The organism is Dactylosporangium sp. CA-139066 (assembly GCF_050936175.1).
In the GTDB taxonomy this organism is placed as follows: Bacteria; Actinomycetota; Actinomycetes; order Mycobacteriales; family Micromonosporaceae; genus Dactylosporangium.
Window position 1 is genome coordinate 9,174,310 of record NZ_JBNJNH010000001.1, and the last position, 16,416, is coordinate 9,190,725.

The 16,416-nt window shown below is 73.6% G+C and carries 16 protein-coding genes and 1 pseudogene; 4 read left to right on the forward strand and 13 right to left on the reverse strand.

All coding sequences use genetic code 11. The annotated features are described in order from the left end of the window. The 4 genes from ACQEVU_RS41975 to ACQEVU_RS41990 all read left to right on the forward strand — a co-directional run bounded on the left by ACQEVU_RS41975 (position 1) and on the right by ACQEVU_RS41990 (position 2,972). Positions 1 to 471: an N-acetyltransferase family protein gene (locus ACQEVU_RS41975; protein ID WP_433333862.1), complete on the forward strand. Its 471-nt coding sequence runs from the start codon at positions 1 to 3 to the stop codon at positions 469 to 471. A 12-nt stretch (positions 472 to 483) separates the two neighbouring features. Continuing rightward, complete coding sequence (locus tag ACQEVU_RS41980; RefSeq protein WP_433333864.1) at positions 484 to 969, forward strand: hypothetical protein; 486 nt, start codon at positions 484 to 486, stop codon at positions 967 to 969. A gap of 88 nt (positions 970 to 1,057) precedes the next feature. Beyond that, positions 1,058 to 1,867 (forward strand): DNA-formamidopyrimidine glycosylase family protein, encoded by an 810-nt coding sequence (locus tag ACQEVU_RS41985; RefSeq protein ID WP_433333866.1) that lies wholly within the window; start codon positions 1,058 to 1,060, stop codon positions 1,865 to 1,867. 280 nt (positions 1,868 to 2,147) lie between these two features. Continuing rightward, positions 2,148 to 2,972, forward strand: a complete 825-nt coding sequence (locus tag ACQEVU_RS41990; protein ID WP_433333868.1) for a hypothetical protein — start codon at positions 2,148 to 2,150, stop codon at positions 2,970 to 2,972. A 1-nt stretch (position 2,973) separates the two neighbouring features. Here ACQEVU_RS41990 and pspM read toward each other — a convergent pair whose 3' ends face one another. From pspM to ACQEVU_RS42055, 13 genes and pseudogenes are all read right to left on the reverse strand, one after another. After that, positions 2,974 to 3,735 carry a phage shock envelope stress response protein PspM gene (gene pspM, locus ACQEVU_RS41995; protein WP_433333870.1) on the reverse strand — a complete coding sequence of 254 codons (762 nt, stop codon included), beginning with the start codon at positions 3,733 to 3,735 and terminating at the stop codon, positions 2,974 to 2,976. Positions 3,736 to 3,773: 38 nt separating this feature from the next. Continuing rightward, positions 3,774 to 4,628, reverse strand: a complete 855-nt coding sequence (locus ACQEVU_RS42000; RefSeq protein ID WP_433333872.1) for a PspA/IM30 family protein — start codon at positions 4,626 to 4,628, stop codon at positions 3,774 to 3,776. Positions 4,629 to 4,768: 140 nt separating this feature from the next. After that, the gene (locus ACQEVU_RS42005; protein WP_433333874.1) at positions 4,769 to 5,590 is read right to left on the reverse strand and encodes a hypothetical protein; all 822 of its coding nucleotides are present in this window, start codon (positions 5,588 to 5,590) and stop codon (positions 4,769 to 4,771) included. Positions 5,591 to 5,620: 30 nt separating this feature from the next. Beyond that, on the reverse strand, positions 5,621 to 7,447 hold the full coding sequence (locus ACQEVU_RS42010) for a substrate-binding and VWA domain-containing protein (RefSeq protein WP_433333876.1): 1,827 nt from the start codon (positions 7,445 to 7,447) through the stop codon (positions 5,621 to 5,623). 212 nt (positions 7,448 to 7,659) lie between these two features. Further along, complete coding sequence (locus ACQEVU_RS42015) at positions 7,660 to 8,178, reverse strand: helix-turn-helix domain-containing protein (RefSeq protein ID WP_433333878.1); 519 nt, start codon at positions 8,176 to 8,178, stop codon at positions 7,660 to 7,662. A 95-nt stretch (positions 8,179 to 8,273) separates the two neighbouring features. After that, entirely contained in the window at positions 8,274 to 8,771 is a 498-nt protein-coding gene (locus tag ACQEVU_RS42020) for a CinA family protein (protein ID WP_433333880.1), read from the reverse strand. Positions 8,772 to 9,288: 517 nt separating this feature from the next. Beyond that, a pseudogene (gene pgsA / locus ACQEVU_RS42025) lies at positions 9,289 to 9,849 on the reverse strand (CDP-diacylglycerol--glycerol-3-phosphate 3-phosphatidyltransferase); the annotation flags it as partial. Beyond that, a complete protein-coding gene (gene rimO, locus ACQEVU_RS42030; protein ID WP_433333882.1) occupies positions 9,846 to 11,285 on the reverse strand; it encodes a 30S ribosomal protein S12 methylthiotransferase RimO in 1,440 nt (479 codons plus the stop codon). The pseudogene pgsA and the gene rimO, both read right to left, overlap by 4 nt. Before the next feature lie 49 nt (positions 11,286 to 11,334). Beyond that, positions 11,335 to 11,778, reverse strand: a complete 444-nt coding sequence (locus ACQEVU_RS42035; protein ID WP_433333884.1) for a DUF3291 domain-containing protein — start codon at positions 11,776 to 11,778, stop codon at positions 11,335 to 11,337. Between the two features lie 9 nt (positions 11,779 to 11,787). Continuing rightward, positions 11,788 to 12,432, reverse strand: a complete 645-nt coding sequence (locus ACQEVU_RS42040; RefSeq protein WP_433333886.1) for a helix-turn-helix transcriptional regulator — start codon at positions 12,430 to 12,432, stop codon at positions 11,788 to 11,790. Positions 12,433 to 12,439: 7 nt separating this feature from the next. Then, on the reverse strand, positions 12,440 to 13,360 hold the full coding sequence (locus ACQEVU_RS42045) for an AEC family transporter (protein ID WP_433333888.1): 921 nt from the start codon (positions 13,358 to 13,360) through the stop codon (positions 12,440 to 12,442). Positions 13,361 to 13,378: 18 nt separating this feature from the next. Then, a complete protein-coding gene (locus tag ACQEVU_RS42050; protein ID WP_433333890.1) occupies positions 13,379 to 16,024 on the reverse strand; it encodes a DNA translocase FtsK 4TM domain-containing protein in 2,646 nt (881 codons plus the stop codon). 2 nt (positions 16,025 to 16,026) lie between these two features. Next, entirely contained in the window at positions 16,027 to 16,416 is a 390-nt protein-coding gene (locus ACQEVU_RS42055; RefSeq protein ID WP_433333892.1) for a DUF2784 domain-containing protein, read from the reverse strand.

The following is a 16,416-nucleotide window of genomic DNA, read 5'->3' on the forward strand; positions in this document are numbered from 1 at the left end:
ATGGCATTGGTGGTACGGCGGGCCGCCGCAACGGACCTGGAGGCGGCCCTGCGGGTGTGGCGGGCGGCGAACGAGGCCCGCGGCCGGGCGCCCTCGCCCGAACGGGTCGAGCGGGTCCGCGAGAAGCTGGCCGACCCCGGCGCGCTCGTCGTCATCGCCCGCGACGGCGACGAGCCCGTCGCGATGGGGCTGGCCGAGCCGGGCCGGGCCGACGACGGCGCGGGCGCGCCGATCCCCGCGTACGGGCACGTCTCCATGGTCTTCGTACACCCCGGACGGTGGGGCCGGGGGCTCGGCGGCCTGGTCCTCGACGCGCTGCACGAGGGCGGGTGGGCGCGCATCACCCTGTGGACGCGGGTCAGCAACGCGCGGGCGCGGCGGCTGTACGAGAAGGCCGGGTACCGCCCGACCGGCCGCACGTCGGCGCTGGCCGGGGGCGACGGGATCATGCAACTGGAGCGGGTCCGCTAGCCTCACTGGGTCATGAGGCGTTGGTCAATGCTCGCGATCGGGCTCGGTGTCGGTTTGTTCGCCGGCTCCCAGCTCTCCTCGTCGCGGGCCCACGACACGGCGGTGTGGGCCGGCGTGGCCGCGACGGTCGTCGGCCTGGTCATGTTCGCCGCCAGCCAGCCCGAGTCGCCCGACCCCGACGGCGACGCCGAGGCGGGCGGCGCCACGTTCGCCCGGCTCGGCCCGCGGGTCGAGCAGATCCTCAAGCTCGCCGAGGAGCAGGCCGCCGCCCTTATGCGGCAGGCCGAGAAGGACGCGCGCAAGGTCAACGCCCGGGTCGAGGCCGGCCTGTGGGCGGTGCTGCGCCAGGGCGACGACGGCGAGCGGTACGAGGTGGCCCGCCTCGAGTCGCGCTCCGACGCCGAGTCGGTCGTCGCCGCGCTCGAGGCGCGCGGGCACCTGCAGCGCTACAGCGTCGCCCCGGCCGGCCCGTCCCAGCCCCAGCGCGGCGTCGACTGACCGGAGGCGCTCAGGGGCCCGCCGGCGAACTCGTAGAGTGACGGTCGGCTCATATCCAGCGACTGTGCCACGGATCGGAGGGCCCAGGGTGCCCGAGGGCGACACCGTCTGGAACACCGCCCGCCTGCTCGGCGAGGCGATCGACGGGCGCACGATCGCGCGCAGCGACTTCCGAGTGCCGCGCCTGGCCACCGCCGACCTGTCCGGCTGGACCGTCGCCGAGTCCGCCTGCCGCGGCAAGCACCTGCTGCTGCGCCTGGAGCGCGAGGGGCGCGACCCGCTGACCCTGCACTCGCACCTGCGCATGGACGGGGCGTGGCGCACGTACCGGCCGGGCGAGCGCTGGAGCGGCCGCCCCGCGCACCTCATCCGGGTCGCGCTGCACACCGACGCGGCGGTCGCCGTCGGCTACCACCTGCACGAGCTCGACATCGTGCCGACCCGCGAGGAGGCACGCCTCGTCGGGCACCTCGGCCCGGATCTCATGGGCGCGGACTGGGACGCCGCGGAGGCGGTCCGGCGGCTGCTGGCGCGGCCCGAGCGCTGGATCGCCGACGCCCTGCTCGACCAGCGCAACCTCGCCGGCATCGGCAACCTCTACAAGGCCGAGACGCTGTTCCTGCGCGGCGTGTCGCCGTGGACCCCGACGGGTGACGTGACGGACCTCACGGCGATGGTCGAGCGGGCGCACGCGCTGATGAACTCCAACCGCGGCCGCTTCACGCAGGTGACCACCGGTTCCCTGCGCCGCGGCGAGACCACCTGGGTGTTCGAACGCGCCGGTCAGCCGTGCCGCCGGTGCCGCACCGTAGTGCGCCGGTGGACGGGCGGCGACAACGACCGCATCACGTACTGGTGCCCCCACTGCCAGCCCGGCGCCCTCCCGCCGCGAGGCTGATCGCGGCCTCGCACGAGCATCAGATCGCCATTCGCATCGATGTCCAAAAGCCAAAAGCCCTGGTTGTCGTACCCCATGTGCACACCATGAAGCTACGCACGGCACCCGGCCCGGGGTCGGTACCTAAGCAGAACTTCAGGCCGCGTTATCCCACAAGACCGCCGGGGCCCCGTTCGCGGGCACGCGATAGTGTGCTGGGCGTAATCGGCGGCCGGCACGTCTCATGGGGAGGGACGATGAGCGGAACGGGGTCCGTCAGCGCGTGCGGGGTGGCGAGCCGGTGGATCACCGGCTGACCCGGCGGGGCCTGCTCGCCGGCACCCTGGCCACGTTCGCGCTGTCCGCCTGCGACGACGCCCCCGGCGCCGTGCCCACGCCCACCCCCTCGTTCGACCCGCCCGCCGACCAAGCGCTCGCGACCTGGGAGCTCACCGGCGGCTACACCCTGCCCGGCCTCTCGGCGCTGCGCCCGCCCCGCCTGGTCGTCTACGGCGACGGCGACACGATCGCGGACGCGGCGTACCGCTCCCGCCTCGACCCGGACCAGCTCCGCGCCCTGGCCACCGCCGTCGCCGGCGACCTGCGCACGGCGGCCACGCAGAAGAAGCCCACCTCGACCCCGACGATCGCCGACGCGCCCGTGACGAAGGTCTCGGTGTGGTCCCCCACCGGCCCGCTCAGCTTCACGGCGGAGGGGCTGGACGAGCTCAAGTCCGATCACGCGTACGCCGACGTGCTCTACGACGCCCGCGACCGCCTCGCCGCCGTGCACAAGGCGGTGTCGGCGACGGCCCAGCCGTACTTGGCCACCCGCGTCCGCGTTGTCGCCGTGCCCGCCTTCGAGGGCACCGCTGGCTCCTCCGGCCTGGGCACCCCGGCCGCCGACCCGAGCGCCTCGGCCGCGGTGGTCTGGCCGACGGACATCAAGCTCCCGTCCCCCGACGCCGAGGGCCTGCGCCGCGCCGACATGGACGGCGACGCGGCCCGCGCGGCGGTACGGATGCTGACCCGCGACCTGGACCAGCGCGGCGCCTGGCCCACGTACCGCATGCCCGACGGCACGACCGTCCGCGCGAGCTGGCGCTACCTGCTGCCGAGCGAGTAGCTCAGGCGGTCTGCGGGCGGGGCGCGGCCTGGGGCGTGCGCAGGTCGGCCAGCCCCTCGGCCACGCCGCGCAGGAACGCCGTCGCGTCCGTCAGGTTGCCCACCGCCGCGCTGTCCTCCGCAACACAGCTGGCCGCCGCCGTGACGAACTGCTCATAGGCGGTCACGCCCTGCTCAAGCTGCCCGGCCAGCGCCTGGTGCGCAGGCCGCAACGCGTCACCCGCCGGCCCGAGGCGCATGGTCCGCTCGACCGAGGCGCACCGCTGCGCCAGGTCGCGCAGCTGGCGCTCGGCGACGGTGGCGTCCAGCACGGCGGACTCCGCGGCCGGCCCGAGCCGGCCGACGAGGCCGCTCAGCATGGTCGCGGCGCGGTCGAGGCGGCGCCAGGGCTCGGCGACGGTGAGGCCGCGCAGCTTGAAGGACTCGCGCTGCCGGTCGAACTCGGCGATCGCGGTCCGGCCGGCGGGCAGGCGCTGCACGAGGCCGACGAGCTTGTCACGGGCCATGGCGCCGGCGAGGGCCGGGTCGGGCTCCGGGGGTACCGGCAAAGCCCGGAAGGCGCGGTAGTCGATCCACCGCCAGACGGCGATCGCGATGGAGCCGCCGGCCCCGGCCGCCCAGAACGCGTCGGGCAGGCCGAGGCCGCTGTACGGCGCGAGGATCGCGGTTGCGCCGGTGAGCAGGCCGGCGCGCACGGACCAGCCGCGGGCGGATCGGTGCAGCTTCCGCAGCCGCTTCAGATGCTTGGTTCGGTCGCTGGCCATGTCCGCCCCCCGGAATCCGCCGCCGTGCCGGGTGCCGGTCAGCCGGCGCTGGCCGAGTCGCCCGTCTGCTTGTCCTTCATGCTCGCCCGGATCTCGTCGAGGCGGGCGATGCTCGCGTCCTTGGGGCCGGTCGACGCGACGGCCGGCGATTCGGGCGCGCCGGCGAGCTTCTCGCCCGCCATGCTCGCGCGGATCTGGTCGAGGCGGGAACTGCCGGCCATGTCGAGGGTCGAGCGCTGGACCTCGAGCATGCGGCCCTCCACCGAGTTGGAGGCCAGCTCGGCGCGGCCCATGGCGTTGGCGTAGCGCCGCTCGATCTTCTCGCGGACCTCGTCCAGCGACGGGGTGTTGCCCGGGGCGGCGAGGCCGCTCATCGACTCCAGCGACTTGGCGACGGTCTCCTGCATCTTCGCCTGCTCGAGCTGGCTGAGCAGCTTGGTGCGCTCGGCGAGCTTCTGCTGGAGCATCATCGCGTTGTTCTCGACCGCCTTGCGCGCCTGCGCGGCCGCGTTGAGCGACTGGTCGTGGAGGGTCTTGAGGTCCTCCATGCCCTGCTCGGCGGCGACCAGCTGGGTGGCGAACACCTGGGCGGTCTGCTCGTACTGCGTGGCCTTGGCCTCGTCACCCTCGGCGCGGGACTTGTCGGCGAGCACGAGCGCCTGCCGGGCCGAACCCTGCAGCTTCTCGACCTCGGACATCTGACGCGACAGCCGCATCTCCAGCTGCCGCTGGTTGCCGATCACGGCCGCGGCCTGCTGCACCAGCGCCTGGTGCTGACGCTGCGCGTCCTCGATCGCCTGCTGGATCTGCACCTTCGGATCGGCGTACTCGTCGATCTTGGCGCCGAACAGCGCCATAAGGTAATTCCAGCCCTTAGCGAACGGATTCGCCATTTCGCGGTCCTCCTCGGCCAGCACTCGGACGTGCGCTTCTATCGTGTCAGGCTCGCGCTAGAGCGTCACGCCCACTTCGGGGCCGAAGACCCGAAAATTGCGGCTAAACCCGATCATTCCGGACACAAGTCAGGGAGAAGTCAGGGCTCGACGCCCGGGACATCCCCGCCTGCCAGGGCCGAGCGCGACAGGCGCTCGGCCTCGGCCAGGCCGGCGCGCAGGCCCTCGAGGTCGTTCGTGAGCTCCGCCACCTTGGACGCGGTCAGCGGCGCGCCGCCGACCGTGGTCGCGTGCAGCGCCACCAGCTCGGCCATGCGAGCCACCAGGCCCTCCATGCCCAGCACGGCCGACTGCATGCGGGCCAGCAGCATCTCGCGGGCCTCGCGCAGCCGCTGGCCGACCTCGAGCTGGTCGGCCACCGCCCGCCGGGCCCGCTCCCGCTCCTCGCGCAGCGGCCCCGGCGGCAGCCCGGACAGCCCGCGCTCGAGCTGGTTGTAGTCCTGGCGCAGCCGCTGGGTGTTGATGGCGCCGGCGGTCTGCTCGATGAGGGTCACCTGGCCGGCGAAGCGGGCCAGGTCGGACACGGCGCCGGCGGCCTGGTCGTCGATCTCGGCGATCTGGCCGCGCAGGACCGGGTCGCCGGTGCCCTCGGACTGCCGGCGCAGCGTGCGCACCGCCTGCTCGGCCCGGCGCAGCCAGCGGTCCGCGTCGCTGCCACGCGGCGGCGTGGGCAGGTCCGGCGGCGGCGCCGCGGTCACGGCGCGGGCCGACGAGGAGCCGCCGCGGTCGGTGAGCGCGCCGAGGCCGACCCTGATCGCGTACACCGTGCCCGCGACCGCCAGGCCGACCGGCACGCCGACCAGCACCCCCGCCGGGGCGGCCGCGACCGCCCCGGCCAATCCGCCGAGCACTCCGGCCGCGACGAGGCCCCACGGCTCGGTCAGCTGCTCCTTGACGCCCACGCCCGTAAGTGTGCCCTCTTCCCCTGGGTATCAGAAGTTACTCAGGACGTTGACGAGTACCTTGTCGATCGTCGTCGGGTCGGACGCGTCGTACGCCGCCGCCCGGGACGCCGAGGAGATCTTCTGCAGGACGCCGAGGTCGGCCTGCCCGCCGTACGCGATGGTGAAGACCCGCACCGGGATCTCCTTGTCGGAGGTGTCGATGTCGCGCACGAGGCCGTCGAGGTCGCTGTCCTTCGGGTACTCGTTCTTGCCGTCGGTCAGCACCACCACCGCGTTGATGCGGCTCGGGTCGGCCAGCGAGGCCATCTTCTGCTGCGCGGCGCGGGTGGTCGCGTACAGCGCCGTGCCGCCCTCCGCGCTCAGCCCCCGGATCACCTGCTCCAGGCGCGCCTTGTTGGCGCTCAGCGCGCCGACGGGGACCTGTTCGGTGTACGGCGTGCCGGCCCCCGCCACCTCGGTCGAGAACGTCCAGAGCCCGACCTCGTCGTCCGCGGCGAACAGCGTCAACGACTGCAGCGCCGCCTGCTTGGCCAGCTCCATGCGGGTCTTGCCGTTGCCGGCGTCGTTGTTCATCGACCCGGACACGTCGAGCACGAGCAGGACCTTGGCCCGCTTGCGCTGGTTGTCCCAGGTCGTGAGCGCCTTCTCCAGCACCTGCGGCGCCGGCGGGTCGATGACCGTGAACTTCGCGTCCGGCGAGAGCCCGTTGTCGCGGGTCAGGCCGGCGCCGGGCTTGCCCTCGTACGTGCGGAAGGCCAGGTCGGTGAAGCGCTTCTGCTGCGGCGCGTCCCGCACGAACGCGAGGAAGTCCGCGGCGGCGGCCTTCTGCTCGTCGCTGGCGTTGGTCAGCACGACGTAGGGGTGGTCGCTGAGCAGCGTGCCTTCCTTGGGGTACACCGCGACGAGCGGCACCCGCGGCTTCGGCCCCTTGCCGGCCAGCGCCGGGTCGCCGGTCGGATTGCCGGTGTTGTAGTCGTACACCGACTTCTCCTCGATGGCGACGGCGCTGATGTAGTTCAGCCCGCGCCCGGCCTGGTCGGCGGCGGCCAGGTTGGACAGGAACGTCAGGGAGATGTCGCCGTAGTGCACGACGCCGGACTCGACCGACTTGACGTAGTTGAGCACCTTCGCGTCGGACAGGTCCTGCGCGGTGAGGTCGGTCGAGCGCCCGGTGGCGGCGAAGTATGCGCCGACGGTCGCGTTCAGCCCCGACGTCGAGTAGTGCGGGTTGGTCTTGCCGAGCTTGAAGCGCCCCCACTCCGGGTGCCCCTTGGAGCCCCACCCGTTGGGGTCGCTGGTCAGCCCGAGCACGTCGCCCCAGCCGATCGGCTTGTCGGGCCAGCCCAGCGCCTCGGCCATCGGCTTGGGCATCGCGAGCACCAGCGGCGACTGCGCGACGGTCGGCAGCTTGCCGTCGGGAACGAGGCCGCCCTTGTCGCTCGTGGCCAGCCGCTGCTTGAGCAGCGCCACCCACGACGCCGACGCGGGCGTCCACACCGCCGGCTGCGGCCCGTCGCGCCCGACGTCCCACCCGTTGGCCAGCGCGTCGAGCGCCGCGCCGGAGGCCTTCGACTGCACGATCGGGTCGGCGCACTTGCCGTCGAAGCGCCGGTTGGAGTCGATGTAGCTCTTGGCGAGCTGCGACATCAGCGCGGCCTTCTCGCTGGACGCGGTGACGTTCAGCGCGATGCACCCCTCGCGACGCTGGGAGCCGGCGCTGCTGTCACCGCCCTTGTCGCCGCCGTCGCGGTTTACCAGCAGTAGGTACACCCCGCAGATCGCGAACACGCCGACGACCGCGGCGATGATGATCGGCAGGGGGTTGCGCCGCCGGTTCGGTGCCGGGTAGCTCACGAGTCCTCCGCGCTCCTGCGTTCGGTACGCGCCCCCGTCCGGGGGCGGCCCCAGTGTGTCAGGTCGCGTCGAATCCCGATCAAGCCGCGCCGGGCACGGGCGTTCCCGGTCCGGATCAACCCGCGTCGGTGCTGGTCACTCTTACGGCCGGCCAAGCCGGCCAGGACGGCGTCGCGGTCGGCTCAGGCGACGAGGACGGCGTCGCGGTCGGCTCAGGCGACGAGGACGGCGTCGCGGCCGCGGTCGGCCGGACCGCGGGTGGCGCGCAGCGTGGTGCGCAGCGGCCCGTCGCGGTGCACGGCCACGGAGAGCTTCGCGTCCGCGGCGATCTTGGCCTTGGGCGCGCCGCGCATGAGCCGCGCCTGCGCCGCCTCGGCAGCACCGCTCGCGGCCGGCACCGGCTCGCCGGAGGGCACCTGCGCCGGCACGGCCCCCGCCCCGTCGTCGTCCGAGGTCGCCTCGGAGCCACCTCCGACCGGCACGAGCACCGGCGGCATGTCCTCGGCCAGGGCCAGCGTGTCGCTCACGTCCCGCAGCACCTCGGACAGTGCGGCCCCGAGCGCCTCGCAGATCGCGGCCAGCAGCTCGCTGGACGCCTCCTTCTGCCCGCGCTCGATCTCGGACAGATATCCGAGGCTGACATTGGCGGCGGTGGACACCTCTCGCAGCGTCCGATGCTGGGCCTGCCGTCGCGCGCGCAGCGCGTCACCGATCACCCGACGAAGCAGCACGGCGGCACCCCCTCTGACGCAGCTGGCAAGACCGCGAAAAACTGGTACTCGTCACGGTACCTGGTGCGGCGCCGATCGACACCCTTCCCGCGCCGTTATGAGACAGCAAGCGCCTCCGCCAGCAGCCCGACGGCGGCCTCGACGGCGCCCTCCCGCACGGCCGCCCGATCACCCGGCAGGGTGAGTTCCCGCACCTCAACGCGCTCGGGCTCGCCATGCCCCGGCGGCGGACCGACCACGGCGACGTACACGCGCCCGACCGGCTGGCCGCCCTGCGGATCCGGACCGGCGACCCCGGTGGTGGAGGCGGCCCAGTCGGCCCCGCACCGCTCCCGCGCCCCCGCGGCGAGCGCCGCGGCCACGGACGGATCGACGGGCCCGCGCGACGAGAGCAGCGGCGGCGGTACCCCGAGGAGCTTCGCCTTCAGCTCCGTCGCGTACGCCACGATCCCGCCCCGAAACACCCGGCTCGCCCCCGGGACCTGGACAAACGCCGCCGCCAGCAGCCCGCCGGTCAACGACTCGGCCACGGCCAGGGTCTCGCCGCGCTCGTGCAGGGCCTCGAGAATCGCGCCCGCCCGTCGGTCAGTCACCGCTCCCCCTCACGTCGCTCCGCACCCACTCAAGGCCGCACGCACCCGCGCGACGGCGCCCGGTCCACACTCGGCCAGCGGCCCCGCCCGGTCAACGCCCCGCGGCCACCCGAAGGTTCACCCGTCCGCTCACGAAACCAGCGACTCCGCCGAATTTTACGGATATGTCGGATTTATCGCAGCGAATATCGGGGCGCTCTCGCCACAATGCCTGAAAACGATGCCCACGCGGCACAAACCCAACCCGCAGCGATGCGATGTGACTTCCGTCGCAACCTTGGAACAGCCGGCGTCCGGCAAGCCGCCCCGGAGAAGGGTCAGGCGACCGGCTCGTCCGCCAGCGGAGCTACCGCCGGCGCCTCCGCCGCCGTAATGGTCAGGCGACCGGCTCGTCCGCCTGCGGAGCTACCGCCGGCGCCTCCGCCGCCGTAACCGGCGCCACAAGTGGCGCCCCCGCCCCGGGCGGAAAGGAGGACGGCGAACCCGTCGGCTCCGCGGCCGACCCGCGAGCGATCAGGGCCTCACGCCGGATGCGGACCGCCCGAACGATGTAGTCGGCGCCCGTGACCACCGTCACGACGACGGCCGCGAACATGATCCACGGGCCGATGGCGGCGAGCAGGGGCGGGAGGGGCGTGAGGTACCACCCGATGGCGAGGATCTGCAGGGCGGTCTTCGCCTTCCCGCCCCGGCTGGCCGGCATGACCCCGTAGCGCAGCACGAAGAAGCGCAGCGCCGTGATGCCCCACTCGCGGACCAGGATGACCGCGGTGACCCACCAGGACAGTTTGTCGTAGGACGACAGCAGGACCAGCGCCGCGCCGGTGAGGGCCTTGTCGGCGATCGGGTCCGCCACTTTGCCGAACGACGTGACCAGGCTGAACGTGCGGGCGAGCCAGCCGTCCACGTAGTCGGTGGCGGAGGCGACGATGAAGATCAGGCCCGCCGCGAGCTGCCACAGGTCGTGGGTCATGCGGCTGGCCACGACGCACGCGACGAACACCGGGACCAGCACGATCCGCACGACCGTGAGGACGTTGGCCGCGTTGAGCAGGGGGACGGGCTTCACCGCCGTCATGGCGACGCCGGGCTGATCAGCTCGATCGGGGTGGCGACCAGGTCGACGCCCACGCTGTCGGTGACCTTGGCGCGCACGAGGTCGCCGGGGCGCAGCGTGGCCGGGTCGAACGCGGCGCCGGGCACGAGCGCGGTGGAGCCGTCGACCTCGGGGGCCTGGTGGGCGCCGCGGCCCTCGACGTCGAAGTCGCGGCCGTGCCGCTCGACCGAGTCGACCAGCACCTCGATGACCGAGCCGATGCGGTCGCCGGCCCGCTGGGCGCAGAGCTCCTCGGCGAGGGCGCTCATCCAGTCGTACCGCTTCTTGATCGTCCCCGCGCCCACCTTGTCCGGCAGGCTCGCCGCCTCGGTGCCGTCCTCGTCGCTGTAGTCGAACACGCCGATCGCGTCGAGGCGGGCCTCCGTGAGGAAGCGGGCGAGCTCGTCGACGTCCTCGCGGGTCTCGCCCGGGAAGCCGACGATGACGTTGCTGCGGGCGCCGGCCTCGGGGTCGAGCTTGCGCACCGAGGCGAGCAGCTCGAGGAAGCGCTCGGTGGAGCCGAACCGGCGCATGCGGCGCAGCACCGGCTCGCTGGAGTGCTGGAACGACAGGTCGAAGTAGGGCGCGACGCCCGGCGTGGTGGCGATCGCCTCGACGAGGCCGGGGCGGGTCTCGGCGGGCTGCAGGTAGGAGACCCGCACCCGCACGATGCCCGGGGTCTCGGCCAGCTGCGGCAGCAGCTTCTCCAGCATCCGGGGGTCGCCGAGGTCCTTGCCGTAGGAGGTCGAGTTTTCGCTGACCAGGACGAGCTCGCGCACGCCGTTGGCGCCGAGCCACTCGGCCTCGGCGAGCACCTCGTCCGGCGTGCGCGAGACGAAGGCGCCGCGGAAGGACGGGATGGCGCAGAACGTGCACCGCCGGTCGCAGCCGCTGGCCAGCTTCAGGGGCGCGACCGGGCCGTTGTCGAGGCGGCGGCGCAGCACGCCCTGCAGGTGGGCGGGCAGGTGACCGGGGGTGACGACCTCGGTGGCGCGGCGCGCGACCGGGGTGATCGGCAGCAGCGTGCGCCGGTCGCGGGGCGCGTGGGACTTGACCGTCTCGCCAGCGAGGATCGCGTCGAGGCGGGCGGCCATGTCCGGATAGTGGTCGAAGCCGAGCACGGCGTGGGCCTCGGGCAGCTCGCCGGCCAGCTGCTCGCCGTAGCGCTCGGCGAGGCAGCCGGTGGCGACGACCTTGGCGCCGGTGTCGGCCGCGGCCAGCAGGGTGTCGATCGAGTCCTGCTTGGCCTTGGCCACGAAACCGCAGGTGTTGACGAGCACGACGTCGGCGTCGGTGCCGTCGGTCGTCACCGACCAGCCGCCGTCGGCCAATCGGGCGGCGAGCTCCTCGGAGTCCACCTCATTACGGGCGCAGCCCAGGGTGAGCAGGGCTACGCGGCGGTCGGCGTTGGTGGACATGCGTCGAGGGTACCGACCGGGGCTGACATTTTGCGGAGCGGACCCGGCCTCACGGCGCCGGAAACGGATCCCGGAACGTGAACGCCTCGGCCGTCGCGCCCTTGCTCCGCAGCAGCTCAAGGCGTTCGCCGGCCTCCGCGACGCTCGGCCGGTGGCCCTCGGGCACCCACCAGAGCACCGCGATGGCGTCGCCGAACGGACGGAACCACTCCCGCCGCCGTCGCAGGATGTCGAGGTGCCCGCTGCGGAACGTGAACTTCCGCAGCGCCTCCACGTCGCGCCACACCGAGAGGTTCACCATGATGTCGCCGCCGAACGGCCGCAGCGACGTCGCGTCCGCCCCGCCGTCGTCGACGAGCCGCCACACGAAGCCGGGCCATTCGTCGGCGATCGCGTTGATCCGGTCGATTTCGGCGTAGAACCCGGCCATCCTGGGGTCCTCCCGGGGGCCTACGGGCACGCCGATGTTGAGCTGCGCGAGATGCGTCACCATGCCGGGAGTCTAAAACCAAGAGCCATTGTTTTTGGTACCCCCTGTGCCCCGCTCCACAACGACACAGCACCCCTCGGGCCCCGGTTCGATCCGCACCCCGCCGCCGAGCGCCCCCTCCAGCAGCGCGAGGTTGGCCCCGCACACGGCACCGGGATGCGTGCGCGCCACCCCGTCGAACGGGCAGTTGCGCAGCCGCCACACGTCCCCGTCGGCGTACGGCTCGTAGCCGAGCCCCCGCAGCGTCTCCTCGGCGCCCGCACCCGAGCGCCCCAGCCGCTCCCCCTGCCGGCGCGCCGCCGCGTACAGGGCGGGCTCCACGCCGGCCTCCTCGACCGCGTCGGCGAAGACCTCGGCCAGCACCCGGTACCCCCGCGGCGGCAGGCTCACGGCGTGCTCGGCCGGCGAGCGCCGGTACAGCTTCGAGGGCCGTCCGGCCCCCGGCCCGGCCTTGCCGCTCAGCCGCGCGAACGACACCTCGAGCAGCCCGGCCTCGGCGAGCTTGTCGAGGTGGTGCGCGGCGAGGTTGCGCCCGATGTCGAGCGCCTCGGCCACCTGGTCGCGGCTGAGGGCTCCCCCGGCGGCCGCCACGTGCTCGTACACGGCCCGCCGCCGCGGGTCCGCCAGGACCGTGAGCGCATCGAGTTCCTCAGGCACGCGTCAACTATTGCAGCAGCGTGGCGGCCACGGTCAGGGTCGCCATCGACAGGGCGGTCGAGGCGACGATCACGTCCCGCGCGTAGGTGCCGTCGATGTCGTACGCGCGGGCGAAGACGAACGTGTTCTGCGCGGTCGGCAGCGCCGCGCACAGCACCGCGGCCAGCAGCGCCGGGCCGGTGACGCCGAGGACGAGCCGGGCCAGCACGAAACACACGACCGGCTGGACGGCGGACTTCAGCAGCACGGCCAGGACGACCTCGGCCGGGCGCCGGGGCTCACCGTCGGCCGGCTCCCGCGGTACCAACGACAGGCCAAGGGCGATGAGCGCGGACGGGACGGCCGCGCGGCCCAGGAGGGCGACGGTGTTCCCGGCCGGCGGCGGCAGGTGCACGTGGGCGGCGCCGAGCAGCACGCCGGCCACGCAGGCCAGCATGACCGGGCTGCGCAGGGGGACGGTCAGCAGGCGGCGGATGCGGCCGGCGGCGTGGTCCGTGCGGGCCAGGTCGAGTGTGCCGAGGATCACGGGGGTGAGGATCGAGGTCTGGATGAGCAGGACGACGGCGATGAAGCTCGCGTCGCCGAGGACCTGCACGGCGACCGGGATGCCGAGGTTGCCGGCGTTGACGTATCCGGAGGCCATCGCGGCGATCGTCTGCTCGGCGAGGGGGCGGCCGAACACCCAGCGGGCCGCGGCGAACCCGGCCGCGCCGACGAGCAGGGTCGCGGCGGCGAAGGCGGCGACCGCGCGGCCGGCCGGGCCGCCGATCGGCTGGCGGGTCAGCGTGTCGAGCAGCGCGGCGGGCATGGCGACGTAGAAGACGAACCGGCCGAGGACGTCGACGGCGGCCGGGCCGAGCACGCCGGCGCGGCCGGTGACGTACCCGACGGCGGTCAGCGCCCAGATCGGGACGAACGCGGAGAGCACCGGACCGGGACCGCGACCTCAGTCGTCCTCGCCGGACCGGAGATCGCCGAGCACCTCGGGCAGCGAGTCGGGCTTGATCAGCACGTCGCGGGCCTTGGAGCCCTCGGACGGCCCGACGATGCCGCGGGTCTCCATGAGGTCCATGAGCCGCCCGGCCTTGGCGAAGCCGACCCGCAGCTTGCGCTGCAGCATGCTGGTGGAGCCGAACTGGCTGGTCACAACCAGCTCGATCGCCTGCAGCAGCAGCTCGAGATCGTCGCCGATCTCCTCGTCGATCTTCTTCTTGCCCTCGTCGCGCTTCTCGGTGACGCCCTCGCGGAACTCGGGCTCGCGCTGGTCCTTGCAGAACTTGACGATGTCGTTGATCTCGGTCTCGCTGACCCACGCGCCCTGGATGCGGACCGGCTTCGACGCCCCCATCGGCAGGAACAGCGCGTCGCCGCGGCCGATGAGCTTCTCGGCGCCGGGCTGGTCGAGGATGACCCGCGAGTCGGCGAGGCTCGACGTGGCGAACGCCAGCCGCGACGGCACGTTGGCCTTGATCAGGCCGGTGACGACGTCGACGCTGGGCCGCTGGGTGGCCAGGACCAGGTGGATGCCGGCCGCGCGGGCCAGCTGTGTGATGCGCACCACCGAGTCCTCGACGTCGCGCGGCGCGACCATCATGAGGTCGGCGAGCTCGTCGACGACGACCAGCAGGTAGGGATAGGGCCGGATCTGCCGCTCACTGCCCGGCGGCGCCGTGATCTGCCCGGCCCGCACCTTGCGGTTGTAGTCGTCGATGTGGCGCACGCCGGCCGCGGCGAGGTCGTCGTAGCGCATGTCCATCTCGCCGACGACCCAGTCGAGGGCGTCGGCCGCCTTCTTCGGGTTGGTGACGATCGGCGTGACCAGGTGCGGGATGCCCTCGTAGCTCGTGAGCTCGACCCGCTTCGGGTCGACCAGCAGCAGCCGCACCTCCTCCGGCGTGGCCCGGGTCAGCAGCGACACGAGCAGGCTGTTGAGGCACGACGACTTGCCCGCCCCGGTCGCGCCGGCGATGAGGATGTGCGGCATCTTGGCGAGGTTGGCCACGACGTAGCCGCCCTCGATGTCCTTGCCGAGCGCGACGATCAGCGGGTGGTGGTCGCCGGTCGCGGCCCGGGAGCGCAGCACGTCGCCGAGGGCCACGTTTTCCCGGTCGGGGTTGGGGATCTCCACGCCGACCGCGCTCTTGCCCGGGATCGGGCTCTGGATGCGCACGTCCGCCGACTTCACCGCGTAGGCGATGTTCCTGGACAGGGCGGTGATCCGCTCGACCTTGACGCCGTGGCCGATCTCGACCTCGTAGCGGGTCACTGTCGGGCCTCGGGTGAACCCGGTGACCATCGCGTCGACGCCGAACTGCTCGAAGACGCCCTGCAGCGCGTTCATGACCTCGTCGTTGGCCCGGGTGCGCCCGCGCGGGGCGTCGCCGGTGCCGAGCAGGGTCGGCGGGGGCAGCTTGTAGTCGGCGTCGGTGAGCGCGAGCTGCTCGGCCCGGGTGGGCAGCGGCGAGTGCTCGGGCGGCTCGCGGTCCGGGGCCGGCTCGGCCTCCTTCTTCGAGCGCCGGCGCCCGGCGGCGGGCATGCGCTGCAGCACGACGGTGTCGTGGACGAGCTCCGGGTCGAGGTCGGGCGCGGCCGCGTCGAACTCGCCCGGGTCGAGGCCGAGCGGGTGCGGCAGCGGCGCCGGCTCGTCGGCCTTGGCGCTCGGCCGGCGCCGGGCCGGAGGGCGCCGGGCGGGCGGCTCGGGCTCGTCGTAGAGCTCCTCGAACTCCTCCTCGTCGTCGACGAGCGTCGGGTCCTCGACCCGGCCGAGGGCAAGGTCGCGCAGCTGGCGCCAGCGCTGCGGGATGCGGCTGATCGGGGTGGACGTGACGACGAGCAGCCCGAAGAGCAGCAGCAGCACGAGCAGCGGCACGGCGACCCAGGCGGTGACGGCCATCTCCAGCCCGCCGCCGCTGCCCCGGCCGAGCAGACCGCCGGCCCGGTCCATCTTGGCCGGCAGCGTCGGGCTGCCGGCGATGAGGTGCAGCAGGCCGGTGCCGGCGAGGAAGACGGCGCCCCAGCCGACGAAGCCGCGGCCGCGGCGCTCGTCGGGCTCGCCGCCGCCGGAGCGCATGACGCGCACGCCGCTGATGATGAGCAGGATCGGCAGGACCGCCGAGGAGGCGCCGATGAACGTGTGGAGGATGCCGGCCAGCCAGCGCCCGACCGGGCCCGCCGCCTCGAACCACAGCGCCGCGGTGAGCAGCACCGCGGCGCCGATCATGGCGAGGCCGGCGCCGTCGCGGCGGTGCTCGGGGTCGAGGTCGCGGGCGGTGGCGGCCTGCCGGCCGATGGCCCGGGCGCCCCAGCCGACGCTGTGCGCCAGGCCCATCCAGACGGCGATCATGCCGCGGCCGAACAGCCCGAGCGGCGTGGCGACCATCGCCCCGGTGCGGCGGCGGCGCACCGGCGTGGCGCGGGTCGTCGTGCGCGGCGCGGCCCGCCCGCGCGTCGCGGGGGTGGTCTTCGTCGCGGCCGCCCCGGAGGCCCGCGCCCGCGGTGTCGCCCGCTTCTGCGGTGTCGCACGCGTGTTCGAACCGCCGCGCGCGTTGGACGTGCCTCCGCCGCGGCCGGCCTGGGAGGTGCGGCCCGCCATGGTCACACCGTAGCGGGGGGCTCCGACATTTTTCGCTCGGCACGCCGGTGCCGGAACTTCACGAAGGCCACCGCATAGGACACCACGACGAGCACACCCACCAGGACCTGCAGCAAGTGGGTGTACCGCTCGGGGTAGAGGACGTTTTCGATGTACGTGTCGATGAACCCGCGGTCGCTGATGCCCTGCCCCGCCTTGCGCCGGGCCCAGTGCTCGAGGACGGTCAGCGGGCACGTCAGCGGGATCGTGACCACGGCGAGGCCCCACGCGGCGGCGGCCAGGTGCGGCCAGAAGGCCATGGGCCACCGCCAGACGAGGAACCCGCCGAGCACGACGTACGCCAGATAGCAGAAGTGCAGCACCAGGACCGTCGTCGCGAGCGCCGCGTACAT